Annotated in this window: 9 protein-coding genes and 3 tRNA genes; 7 read left to right on the plus strand and 5 right to left on the minus strand. The window is 38.8% G+C overall.

Annotated features, from left to right (window positions below):
- Positions 1–3 precede the first annotated feature (3 nt).
- Positions 4–1,104 (plus strand): tetratricopeptide repeat protein, encoded by a 1,101-nt coding sequence (locus E4O04_RS03840; protein WP_253685343.1) that lies wholly within the window; start codon positions 4–6, stop codon positions 1,102–1,104.
- On the opposite strand, the gene E4O04_RS03845 is transcribed toward E4O04_RS03840, so the two are convergent.
- From E4O04_RS03845 to E4O04_RS03855, 3 genes are all read right to left on the minus strand, one after another.
- Positions 1,101–2,237 carry a sigma 54-interacting transcriptional regulator gene (locus E4O04_RS03845; RefSeq protein ID WP_253685341.1) on the minus strand — a complete coding sequence of 379 codons (1,137 nt, stop codon included), beginning with the start codon at positions 2,235–2,237 and terminating at the stop codon, positions 1,101–1,103. The genes E4O04_RS03840 and E4O04_RS03845 overlap by 4 nt on opposite strands.
- A gap of 101 nt (positions 2,238–2,338) precedes the next feature.
- A complete protein-coding gene (locus tag E4O04_RS03850) occupies positions 2,339–2,977 on the minus strand; it encodes a DbpA RNA binding domain-containing protein (RefSeq protein WP_253685339.1) in 639 nt (212 codons plus the stop codon).
- Positions 2,978–3,066: 89 nt separating this feature from the next.
- Complete coding sequence (locus tag E4O04_RS03855) at positions 3,067–3,462, minus strand: rhodanese-like domain-containing protein (RefSeq protein WP_253685337.1); 396 nt, start codon at positions 3,460–3,462, stop codon at positions 3,067–3,069.
- Between the two features lie 152 nt (positions 3,463–3,614).
- On the opposite strand from E4O04_RS03855, the gene E4O04_RS03860 reads away from it, so the two are divergent.
- Together E4O04_RS03860 and E4O04_RS03865 are read left to right on the plus strand one after the other, a co-directional pair.
- Positions 3,615–5,027 (plus strand): aminopeptidase, encoded by a 1,413-nt coding sequence (locus E4O04_RS03860; RefSeq protein ID WP_253685335.1) that lies wholly within the window; start codon positions 3,615–3,617, stop codon positions 5,025–5,027.
- A 210-nt stretch (positions 5,028–5,237) separates the two neighbouring features.
- Positions 5,238–5,320 (plus strand) — tRNA-Leu (locus tag E4O04_RS03865).
- A gap of 68 nt (positions 5,321–5,388) precedes the next feature.
- Here E4O04_RS03865 and E4O04_RS03870 read toward each other — a convergent pair.
- On the minus strand, positions 5,389–6,408 hold the full coding sequence (locus tag E4O04_RS03870; protein ID WP_253685333.1) for an endonuclease/exonuclease/phosphatase family protein: 1,020 nt from the start codon (positions 6,406–6,408) through the stop codon (positions 5,389–5,391).
- A gap of 150 nt (positions 6,409–6,558) precedes the next feature.
- On the opposite strand from E4O04_RS03870, the gene dnaX reads away from it, so the two are divergent.
- Together dnaX and E4O04_RS03880 are read left to right on the plus strand one after the other, a co-directional pair.
- Complete coding sequence (dnaX, locus tag E4O04_RS03875) at positions 6,559–8,388, plus strand: DNA polymerase III subunit gamma/tau (RefSeq protein ID WP_253685331.1); 1,830 nt, start codon at positions 6,559–6,561, stop codon at positions 8,386–8,388.
- Positions 8,336–10,672 carry a methyl-accepting chemotaxis protein gene (locus E4O04_RS03880; RefSeq protein ID WP_371921918.1) on the plus strand — a complete coding sequence of 779 codons (2,337 nt, stop codon included), beginning with the start codon at positions 8,336–8,338 and terminating at the stop codon, positions 10,670–10,672. The genes dnaX and E4O04_RS03880 overlap by 53 nt, the downstream gene beginning before the upstream one ends.
- Before the next feature lie 57 nt (positions 10,673–10,729).
- Here the strand turns inward: E4O04_RS03880 and E4O04_RS03885 are convergent, their stop codons facing one another.
- Positions 10,730–12,181 (minus strand): C69 family dipeptidase, encoded by a 1,452-nt coding sequence (locus E4O04_RS03885; RefSeq protein WP_253685327.1) that lies wholly within the window; start codon positions 12,179–12,181, stop codon positions 10,730–10,732.
- Positions 12,182–12,307: 126 nt separating this feature from the next.
- On the opposite strand from E4O04_RS03885, the gene E4O04_RS03890 reads away from it, so the two are divergent.
- Positions 12,308–12,381: transfer RNA gene (locus E4O04_RS03890), tRNA-Asp, on the plus strand.
- 56 nt (positions 12,382–12,437) lie between these two features.
- Positions 12,438–12,509, plus strand: a tRNA-Pro gene (locus E4O04_RS03895).

Below are 12,509 nucleotides of genomic sequence, written 5' to 3' on the forward strand. Positions count from 1 at the left end.
AAAATGGCTATTTCCGTTGTAGATCAAGGTAAAAAATTATTATCTAAAAAGAAATACAATGATGTTATCTCTTTATTGGAGCCCCATGTTGTTGAATACAGGGACTCTTTTGCCTTTCATTTTTATTTAGGTTTGGCATCTTTTTATGCAGGGGATATTCAAGGTGCTATGGATTATTTTTTAAGGGCCAGGCAAATAAAACCGACGGACTCCGATTTGCTGTCAACCTATGCTGCTATGGCATTAAGGCGCTCTCTTACAACAGAGGCTGTCGAATACTATTTACAAGCTCTTGAACACAACCCCAATTGTAAACTTGCAAAAAAAGGCTTGGACATTATCCGTAAGAATAATTCGCCGGAAAAATTGGGCAATTTTGTTCAGTCGGGTAAAATAAAGACTCTTTTTCCCAGACCTGGCCATGAAGAAAAAAAAGGAAGATTTATTGCTATAGCCCTTGTTTTAGGTATTTCGATTATATCTTTGGTTTTTATTGTTCCATATATCAGCAAGACAAGGCAGTTTTCAGACAGCCAGAGAGCTAATTTGGATGAATTTAAATTGGACAGTAATGAAAGAAAATATGCCGTAGATATGGAAGGTTCATATATTTATGTCTTGACTCAGAGTCAAATATTACAAGCTTATTCGGATGCCCAAGCATATTTTAAAGCTCATAGAGATAATGCTGCCCAAGTCGAGATAAACAGGCTTCTTTCATCTAACGCCTCTTTTTCAATAAAACAAAAATCCAGACTTTTGATGGACTATTTTGAAGAGCCCGGCTTTGATAACATACAGGATATTTATTCTTATGCTCAGGTAAAACAGGAGCCTCTCCTTTATCTTGATTGTTGGGTAGTATGGAAGGGGATGCCTGCCAATATACAGACCGGTACATATAGTACAGCCTTTAACCTCTTGGTCGGTTATGATACAAAGCAGGTATTGGAAGGCGTTGTTCCGGTTTTTTGTGATTTTGTGTCAAAAATAGATCCGGATAGGCCCGTTAATGTCTTGGGGCAAATAATTATAAAAGACGGTACGGTTTGTCTAAAAGGAAAAGGTATTCACCAAACCCAAAAACCCGCCGAAAACGACTAGAATTTTATATGACGATTTTCTATCTTTTCTCCCCGGCCTGCAAGAGTGCAGGCCCTGTCCAGGCAGTTGAATAATTCTCTTATGTTTCCTGGCCAATTATGAAAATTCAGCTTTGTTTGAGCTTCATCGCTTATCGTTTTTTCTGTTTTGGCAAGATAAGCTTGAACAATGTATTTTATGTCTTCTTTTCTGTTCCTTAGAGGCGGTATTTCATGGTGCAGAACATCCAGCCTATAGTAGAGATCTTGGCGGAATTTTTTTTCGTTAATCATTTTTTGTAAATCTTCGTTTGCAGCTGCTATCAAGCGGAATTCTACCTGCTTTGATTTTGTCGAACCGACGGGTCTTATAAGGCCCGATTCTAGGACATGCAGAAGTTTTGCTTGGATATCCATTGAAAGGGTTTCCATCTCATCTAAAAAAATTGTCCCTCCGGAGGCTTCAAAAAAGGCTCCTTCTTTTTTAATTGCGCCTGTGAAGCTTCCTTCTTCGGTGCCGAATAGAAAAGATTCTGCTAATGATTCCGGTATACAGCTGACATTTATCGGCATAAATTTTTTGTCTTTGACATGCGATAGTCTATGTATTAAATTTGCCGTCAATCCCTTTCCTGAGCCTGTTTCTCCTGATAGGAGGACCGGCAGGTTTGAGTTAGCTGCTCTGTAAATAAACTCTCTGAGGTCGCATGCTTCCTTGCTTATGCCGATTATTTCTTTTTTTATTATTTGTGTATTTTCGTCTTCTTTCGTGTAGGTAAGTTCCTTTTCCTTACAAAATTCTTCAAAAAAGAAATTTTCAATTTTGTCATATACGCCTTTTAAATCTTTTGGAAGTTCAAAAACTTTCGATACATGGGAGTTTAAGAGATTATATTGTAAATCATTTTGTTTACAGTGTATTATAATAAATACATGGATATGAGGGAATTCGTTTTTGATTAATGCAGGGATATCGGGTAGAAAAAGACCGCCTGACTCTGCATCTATAATTACAAAATCAAAATGTTTTTCTTTTAAAAGATCTACTATTTTGCTGCTGTCAAAAGTTAAAGATACATTCCACAAACTTCCGACTTCTTTAATAAAATGCTTGGCATCTTCCTCCGAATATGCCGCGTAAACACAATTTTTCATACCATATTTTAGCAAATTTATTTTTTTCTTACAAGTCTGCTAAAAAAGTATTGACAGTCTGCTAAAAAAAGCCCCTCTTTTTAAGAGGGGTTTTTTGAGGTCTATAATTCGCTTTCAGACTGATTCTGGTTATTTTCTTCTTCTGCGTAATTTTCTACATTCTCGTCATTAAAGGCTTCAGAATCTTCAAAATTTTCATCTTCATCCTCTGGTTTCCTTGAATGACTAACCGTTAAATTCTTGCCTCGGTAATAGCTGTTGTTAAGCTTCTCTATGATGCTCTCAGCTTCATCCTGCATAACTTGGACAAAGCAGTAGTTATCCAAAATTCTTATGTCGCCGATGTGTTCACGTGAAATACCTGCTCCCTGAATCAACAAGGTTATAATATCTTTTGGAAAAATTCCTCTTTTTCGGCCTACGCCGATAAAAAGACTTGTTGACTCCTCTTCTGCCAATATGACTTTAGGCCTTGACGGTCTTGCAGGGTTTTGTTTAAAAGAACCTTTTCCAGAGCCGTTTCGGCTGTCTTTTTTATAAACGCGGCTGCCCCCGATTCCCGCTTGTTTAATAAGGTAAGCGGCAACATAAGACCGCATCGTGAGCGGGACTGCTTTTTTAAAGATGCGGCGATATAGGTTTAATTCTTCAGGGTTTTCCTGTGTTTTTATCGCCTCGATAAGATCTTTTAAGGATGAAATTAATTGTTCTTCATCTTCAATTCTAATTTTGTTTGACACGATATATCTCCTAAGGGGCTATATTGCCATATAATCGCTTTTTAGGCAAGCCCTTTTTAATGAGTTTTTTCTAAAATCAAAAAGGACCTTTATTTTTCCAGTTTGTAGTTATATTTGCTTACGCCATCAGCATCGAATATCTTTTTAAATCCATGCTTTGCTAGAATTTCGGCTGCTGCTCGGCTCCTTCTTCCGCTCCTGCAGATTACTATTACATTTTTTTCTTTCCAATCGGAAATTTCGGAAATGCGGCTTTCGATTTCTTGTACGCTTATATTTATTGAGTGCGGGACATGGCCTGCCTTATATTCATGATCTTCACGGACATCGATTATAAGATAGTTTTTTACTTCCTTTTCATCTTTTATAATAGCTTCCAGACTGGAACCGCTCATTCGGGTAATATTTTCAGCAGATTTTGTAGTACAAGAAGCCGAAAAAATGCCTGCGATTAAAAACATTAAAAGTGCACCTATTTTTTTCATTTATTATTCTCCTTAATAAATACAAATCTATATAAATTCTTATTATCTGTCAAGTTCTGCCGGCATTGCCCGCTTTTCTAAAATAAAAAAAAGATATATACTTTATACGATAAATAAAGCTGCCTTGGGCAGTAAAACTAAAGAGGTGTGTTATGGATTTATCTTATAAGCAGAAATCTGCTTGGGAAAATTTGACTAAGGCTGAACTTTCCGAACTGGGAAAACTTTCGGATAGTTATTTGGATTTTTTGAACAATGGAAAAACTGAAAGAGAATGTACTGTAGAGATTATAAAGCAGGCTAAAAAGCACGGCTTTAAGTCTCTTGAAGAAGTAATAAAAAGCGGCTCGGCAAAAAAAGGAACAAAGGTTTATTTAAACAATAAAGAAAAGTCCGTAGTTTTGATGGTTTTGGGTGATGACATCACTCAGGGTATGAACATTATCGGAGCTCACATAGACAGTCCCCGTCTTGATTTAAAGCAGATGCCCCTTTTTGAAGAATCGAATCTCGCATTTTTAAAAACTCACTATTACGGCGGTGTAAAAAAATATCAGTGGACTACAATTCCTCTGGCTATTCACGGTGTTATCTTCACAAAAGAAGGTAAAAAAGTCGATATTTGCATAGGTGAAGACGAAAAAGATCCTGTTCTTTTCATTAATGACCTTTTGATACACCTGTCTAAAAAACAGCTTCAAGAAACAATGTCTGAAGGTATAACCGGAGAACAGCTTAACATCCTCGTAGGAAATCAAAAGCCGGCCGTTAAAGAAAAAAAAGATAAGGATGATAAAAAGGAAGAGTCCAAAAACCCTATAAAGGACAATATTTTAAAAATCCTTAATGAAAAATACGGCATTATTGAAGAAGATTTCAGGGTCGCGGAGCTGGAGGTTGTTCCTGCCGGAAAGGCTCGAAATGTGGGCTTTGACAATTCTCTTATTGCAGGACACGGCCACGATGACAGGGTTTGTGCTTATACAACCTTAAAAGCTATTTTGGAGGTTGAATCTCCTCCAAGGACTGCCGCAGCTCTTTTTGCCGATAAGGAAGAAATCGGTTCCGTAGGAAATACGGGTATGCAGGCCCTTTATTTTGAAAATATGGTTGCAGAAATAGCCGCCTTAAACAAAAACTACAGGGATATCGATGTCAGAAGGGCCTTTGCCAACTCATATATGCTTTCGGCCGATGTTTCTGCAGGTTTCGACCCTGCCTTTCCTTCAGTTTTTGAAAAGATGAACTCTGCCTATGTAGGCAACGGTATCTGTATCAATAAATATACAGGTTCGGGCGGCAAAGGCGGCTCAAACGATGCCAATGCTGAATTCTTACAAAGAGTGAGAAAAATCTTTGACGACAATAAGGTTGTATGGCAGACTGCCGAGCTGGGAAAAATAGATGCAGGAGGAGGCGGAACAATTGCCTATATTATCGCAAAATACGGTGCTGAAGTTGTAGACTGCGGGGTTCCTGTTCTTTCAATGCATGCTCCATATGAAATCATAAGCAAGGCCGACCTTTATATGGCCTATAAGGCTTACAGCGCTTTTTATAAATAAATTAAGTACATTCTGCAAATAGTATGTAACTTATATTTACTAGTTTTGTTGGATATGTAAGCTCGGTTTCGTAATCCTCCTTCGTACGGGACCGAGTTGGCCCGCGAGAGCGGGCTCTTTTTTTTGTAGGCTCCTCTTACAAAGTTAAAATTCAGCTTAAAAAAGGGCTTTACAAAGTTTTATTTTTATGATAGAATAAACTTTCAATGAGCCGGCGTGGTGAAATGGTATACACGATAGACTCAAAATCTATTGGGGGCGACTCCGTAAGGGTTCAAGTCCCTTCGCCGGTATTAACCGTTCATTTTTATAAATGAACGGTTTTTTTTAAGCGGTACAAATGGCACCGCTTAAAAACACCTTACTGCCTTTTGAGAATTATGCCTATGGGCAGATGGTCCGAGTACCCGGTTCCTTTGCTCACGGAGTACTTTTCAGGTTTTCCGGACATATCGGTCAGCGGCCTTGAGTTAATTACACAAAAAAAGCTTAGATCAAAGTTTTTTCCATCGCTTAAATTATCCGAATAGAAAAAATGGTCGATTCCTTCCCATGTTCCCTTGTAAAAGTAGCTTCCTGAGGGCTGGCTTTCTTCTTGAACTGCGGCTTGATAGGCCTCAATATTCCAGCAGTTATCAAATTCGGATAAAAGAGAAAATTCCTCCAGCGTCTGATTAAAGTCGCCGCATATTATAAAGGGTGTCCGGGGTTCTTGAGTTTTTAATTCCGTAAGCCTTTTATAGGCTTGTTCTTCCTGCTGCCGCCTGATAGAGGCGCTGTCTGAGTCTCCTGCCTTGGACTTCCAATGAACATTTAACAGCACCAATTCGTTATCCCCCGCAGAATTACCTATTTGAATTCTGGTTTCGATCATCGGGCGCAAGATTTTTTTACCTGAGTATACATTAAAAACCTTTATTTCGGTTATAGGAAATTTTGAAAGCAGGGCAGTGCTGAATGCTCCTCCGTTTTGGGGAGGAATAAAGACTGCGTATTTGTACGAGTTATTTATAGGGAAGATTTTACAAAAATCATCTATGACGGTGCGGCTTTCAATTTCTTGTAAGATAAGAATATCCGGTATGTCTTTTTCCCCTAAACCAAGCCCCAGGCATGAAAGATTAACAGCCTCTTTTAGCCGGAAAAGCCTTTCTGCATACCTTTCCTTAGACCATTTTGTTTTTGAACCCTTGAATTCCTTAAACTCGTGCCCGTCTTCTACAGCGTCAAAGAAGGTCTGAGCATTATAGCTCACAATGGAAATCTCATCCTTGCCGATGCTTTGTAAGCGGAATATATTTGTACAGCCTGTACAGGCGCACAAAAGAACACAAAAACATATAAAAATAGATAAAGTCAAAATTTTTTTAAATTTTTTCATAACTATCACCTCTACTATTGTTGTATGTTTTTTTGTAAAAGAATATCAAAAATACTAAAATAAAATATCTTTTTTTCAAGTAAGATCTAATAGAAAATTGAATGGTTTGCCTAGTTTAATTTTGAGTGAATTTGTGTTATACTGCTACATATGGAATATCAAGTAACAGCGACACGGAGAAGGCCCCAGCGTTTTGAAGATTTGCTGGGCCAAGAATTTGTTGCCGCAACATTGCAAAAATCGATTGAGGCCGGCAAGATAGCCCATGCCTATCTTTTTTCCGGTCCCAGAGGCTGCGGAAAGACAAGCTCGGCTAGAATTTTAGCCAAGGTGCTTAACTGTGCCGAAGGGCCGAGGCCCACTCCTTGCGGTCATTGTACCTCTTGCGAAGAAATTACGGCCGGCTCATGTTTGGATGTAATAGAAATTGACGGCGCTTCAAATACGAGTGTAAATGATGTAAGACAGATAAAGGACGAAATTTTATTTCCTCCGAATTCTAACAGGTATAAAATTTATATAATTGACGAAGTGCACATGCTCTCGACAAGTGCTTTTAATGCCTTATTAAAAACAATAGAAGAGCCGCCGCCCTATGTTGTGTTTATTTTTGCCACTACCGAAATTCATAAGGTTCCGGCTACGATTAAAAGCCGCTGCCAACAGTTTAATTTTAAGCTTGTTTCGATAGAGATCTTAAAGAAGGCCTTGGGAGAAGCAGCCGCAGAGATGGGCATAGCCGCAGATGATGAGGCCCTTTATTGGATTGCTCGTGAAGCAACCGGAAGCGTGCGGGATGCTTACACCCTTTTTGATCAGGTAGCAGCCTTTTCGGACGGGCATATCACCTTTGAAAAGATACACGAAAAACTCGGCCTTACAGGTGTCGATTCAATAAATAAACTTGTGTCGGCCTGTGTTGCAAAGAACAGCCGGGAAGCCCTTTCTATCTTGGATGGAATCTTGCAGGGAGGAATCTCGGTTGAGCAGGTAGTTTCGGATTGTGCGGATTATTTTAGAAGTCTTTTATTGGTAAAGCACGGCATTACAAAGGAAGCCCTTATAGGACAGAGAGCCGACCGCTTTCCGCAGGATATCTTACAGGGCTGGGAGGCTGTACAAATAGAAAGAGCTTTAAGCATAATGCTCCAACTTTTTAAGGATCTCAGGTTTTCTATCGATCAAAGATATGAATTGGAGCTTGCCGTTTCGCGTCTTTCGTGGCTGAGCGATTATGTATCGCCTGCCGGTTTAAAAGCCGCCTTTGATGCAGCCCAAAGCCTTATTTCAGGACGGCAGGTAAATGCCGAACCTGTAAGACCTATGCCCCGCTTTGAAGAAGCTCAGCCAAAGGAAGCTCCCCAATCTTTTAACCATGCGGGCAGTTTGACCGAACAATTTAAGGCCGTCTTAAAACGCGACAATAAATTGGACGGGTTTTCGGAAAAAAAAAATGAAGAGAAACAGCCGGTTTCAAATAATGCGCCTTTGTCTTTTGAAAAAAAAGATGAGGAAAAAGAAACCGTACTTCAGACTGCCCGCATAGTAGAAAATAATTTTAATACTGTAGAGGATTTAAAAGAACCGTTAATCGAGGCTCTTTTAGAAAAGAGCGGGATCTTGTCTTCTGCCGTAGGTCAAAGTAAGGATTGGCTTTTAAAGGAAGACAGCCTTACGCTGTTTGCTCGCAGCTCTTTTGACTATACGCTGATTCAAAAACAAAAGGATACGGTTATAGACTCTATTTTTGAAATTACAGGAAAGAGATTTAAATTAATTATAAAGGAGTATATTCCGCCTCAACCTGAAAATAAAGTTGAAGAGACGGTTAAAGAGCCTGAAAAAATCCGAACCATAACTGATGTTTTTATGGGAAAAGTAGTTGAGTGTAAAAATTTGGTATCGGAAACTGAAGAAGGAGATGAAAATGATGTTCAAAATGTACAGATCCCTGCTCCAATGCAGGAACAAAATGCGTGAAAATTTTAAAAGCAAAGAAACAAGATCTATTAAATTTTTGTTGACCCTTTGCCTTTTTTTATCGGTAAGTTTGGCGGTTTTTTCTGAAGAAGTAAAAAAAGGTATCTTAGACATAAGAAAGACAGATTTTGGTTCTTCTCCGGTTTTAATTTTAAACGGCGAAATGGGTTTTTACAATAATAAGCTTGTTTTTTCAAAAGAGGATATTGAAAAAACCGGAGTATTTATTCGATGCCCTATGGAATGGAGTAAGGCTGTTCTTTCAGACGGCACGAGGCTTTCAAATTTGGGATACGGAACCTATACCTTGAAAATTTTACTGCCTCAAACTTCTCCTAAGCTCACCTTAAAAATTACGTCGCCCGTTTCGTCCTGGGCCTTGTTTATTGACGGAGAGGAAGTTATGCGGGCGGGCAGTCCTTCTTCTTCAAGAGAAAATTCAAAAACCGGCATAAAGGATATTGTCTATGACATCCCTCAGGGCCTTACTGAAATTTATATTGCGCTTCAAGTTTCAAACTTTGCCCACGCCCGCGGAGGAATTTATCATCCGGTAAGTATCGGTACAAAAGAAGCTGTAGAGAATTCCGTTTTATCCAAACGCTTTGTGGATATATTTGTTTTTGCTTTCGGTATTGCAATAATCCTTTATCACTTGGCTCTTTTTATTTTTCATCCCCATAATAAAAATCTTTTGTATTTTATATTTTTTTCTTTGACGGTCATCTTACGGACTGCCGTAATGGGATATGTATTTAAATATATTTTTCCTTCCGCCTCGTGGGAACTCATTACAAAGTTGGATTATCTTACCTTTGCCTCTGTAGGTTTTTTTATATTTACATATTTTAGATCTTTATATAAAGATGATATACAAAAAATAGTCTATATAATAATATCGGCCGAGGCCCTTGCTTATGTGCTGTTTATTTTAGTAACTCCTGCCTATATTTATGGAAAATTTATTCTTATTCATCAGATAATCTTACTTGGTGAAGTCTTTTATGCGATCTACTTTGTAATCCGCATCTTGATAAAGAAAAGGACGGGAAGTGTTCCTATAGTTGCCGGTATTGTAATTTTGGCTGCCTCGGCAGTAAATGATGTTCTATACAGTATGATGATTTCAAATTTCGGAAATTTGTTGTCTTTCGGCTTTTCAGGATTTTTGTTTGCTCAAGCCTTTTGTCTTGCATGGAGAAATTACCTTGAAAATAAAAAGGCTGATGAAGCTAGAGCCATGCTTCTTGAATCGGATAGGCAAAAAGGTTTGTTGTTTGACGAAATAAAAAATACAAGCAGCGAGTTAAAGCAGCATGAAGTTATTTTGGCAGAGAACATGGACATAGCCGAAGATGCGATGAAAAAACTTTCCGGATATGCCGAGTCTGTAAGGCAGGAAATTGGTGTACAAGACGGAGAATTAAGAGGAACTCAAACAGCTACAGACAGCCTTAATTTATTTTTGGATAATATTTCGGAAGGAATCGAACGCCAATCAAGTGCTGCAGAAAATACTGTTTTACAAATAAAAGAGCTTAATAATGTTATTAATGATTTATCGGATAAATTTGACACAATAAACAGAGGCTTTGCCTTACTATCGGATGCCAGTAAAATGGGTAAAGATAATTTGGCAAAAGTAACTGCAATTATCGCCAATATTTACCAAAGCTCTGAAGGTCTTCTTGAAGCTAACCAGCTGATTACTGCTCTAGCGGAACAAACAAACCTTTTGGCAATGAATGCGGCGATAGAGGCTGCCCATGCAGGTGATGCCGGTAAGGGGTTTGCTGTTGTTGCCGATGAGATAAGAAAGCTTGCAGAAGGTTCCGCATCCGAGGCCGACTCTACAGGGAAGATATTAAGTCAAATAAATAACAGTATCCGCCAGTCGGCCGAGGCTTCAGGCGTACTTCAAAAAAGTTTTGACGATATAAATCAAAAAGTTTTTGATTTTCAGCATATTTTGTCCAATATTTCGGGCTTTATTTCAGACGTAAACTCTCAAACCGAAAAAATGAATTCGATTATGAATACTCTTTTGGAAGAATTTACCAACGTGCAAAAAGAAAAACACAATATCATCCAAACCCGTTCGGATATTTCAGGCAGCTTTAAGCGCCTTCTAAATGCAACTGAGGAAGTTAATGCGGAAATTTCAGAGATGTTGAACAGCATAAAAACTCTCGATTCGGCTATAAGCAATACCCGAAAGGTGGAATCCGACACAGGAGCTTCGATTTCGAAGTTGAGTCTTCTTATTACGGAAAATCAAAACTAAATAGAAAAGGCCTCAAAAAATTTTGAGGCCTTAAATTTTACATAGCATTATGCTTGATTAAAGGTTTTTATCCATTGTAAAAGAAAGTTTTGAATACTTAAAAGATTCCAGCATCAAATCGGATAGATATTCCTTTGTCCTTTTTAATACATGCTCTGCAGTTTTGCGGTTTTCTTCGGTTAAAAATTCGCTTAAAGATTTTGCAGGAATCTTAGCCGCTGCATCGGTAATCTCTTTTACACGTGCCCTTCCATAGCTTTGCATTTCAGTAAGATAAGCATTATTATCATCTTTAAATGCAGAGTAATGAGATTCAACAAAATGTCCGATTAGTTTAAAAAGCCAGTAAGCATTATCGGTAGAAACCATACGGGTCATTCTTTTATAGGCTGTAGGCGTATCCAAAATATTTGTAAAAAATGGGACATATGGAACAAAGGCCGTAGTTCCGAATGCAAGCCATTTGATGCCTTCAAGTCCTTTGGGAGCCTTAGGTCTTAACTGCAAGATATGAGATTCGGCTGTCCGTGAAAGCGAAATACCCCTAAAACGTGTTTTATTAAATTCACTGTTTCCTATGCCGATAGGGTCGAATTCCGTTTCATTATAATGAGAGCTTAATATGTATTCTACATCTTCAACAGAGATAAGACGGTTTGCTTTTTGGATAAAAGGAATATCGTTGGAGACCGGAGATTGTTCTATTTCGGGGTTAAGGTATTTTTGCGCGAACCAAGCTCTCGGTGTGTTGTAGACCCTGTCTTTTTCGCTTGATGTTCCGAAAATATGTCTAAAGTTAAAACCTTCTCTATCGGGATTCAGATTATGTTCGTTTACGAACTCCTTGATGCCCTTTGACCACATATAGCTGTCCGGTTTTTTAAAATCGATTTTTTCTATTGAAACTTGATTTGGGGCTACTGCATAGCAGTCGTCAGGAATTCTTACGGCAACCCAATGATGTCCGCATGGAATTTCCATGTACCAAACCTCATCAAGGTCGGCAAATAAAATACCGTTACCCTCAGCAGAGCCGTATTTTTCGATAAGTTTTCCCAAGTAGCTTACTCCTTCCCGTGCAGAATTTATAAAGGGAAGGACAATGTCGTTTATGGCATCTTCTGCAATTCCGTTTTTTACAAGCGGGTCATAGGCGAGAACCTTGGCGTTTCCGTAGACGCTTTCGGTAGAGCTCAAGGCTACATTTTTTTCGTTAATACCGGCTTCTCCATAAAAGCCTTGGTTTTCCTTATCGTTGGGATAGGCTTGAGGAACGGATGTGTAGCGGAAGGCTTTTGCAGGAAGGGGAATTTCCACTCCCGTGTTTTTAGATTTATAAACTCGGCCAGTTTCATTTACCGCTTTTTCTAAAACAAATATTTTTGGACTTATTGCCAAGTGAAAATCCTCATTTCTTGCAATAAGAATTGAGCCGTCAATACCGGCTTTTTTGCCTACCAGTACTGTTGTACAGTCGGTGTGTGCCGAAAAAGATTTTACATTATTCATATTTGACCTCATATGTTAAATTCTATTTACAAGTAAAACTATACCCTAAAAACAATATTTTTGCAAGATTTTTATTAAAAACTATTGACATTTTCTTTTAGTTTTGGTAGAATATGCAAACCTTATGGGGGCGTAGCGAAGCTGGTTATCGCGCTGGCCTGTCACGCCGGAGATCGCGGGTTCGAGCCCCGTCGCTCCCGAAAAAGCTCACCGCCTTTAGTGGTGAGCTTTTTGTTTTTATAGCTACCGTAATTTACGGGCAGTAGCGCAGGGGTAGCGCGCTTGGTTCGGGACCAAGAAGTCGGGGGTTCAAATCCCCCCTGCCCGA

Source organism: Treponema sp. OMZ 799 (assembly GCF_024181365.1).
GTDB lineage: Bacteria > Spirochaetota > Spirochaetia > Treponematales > Treponemataceae > Treponema_B.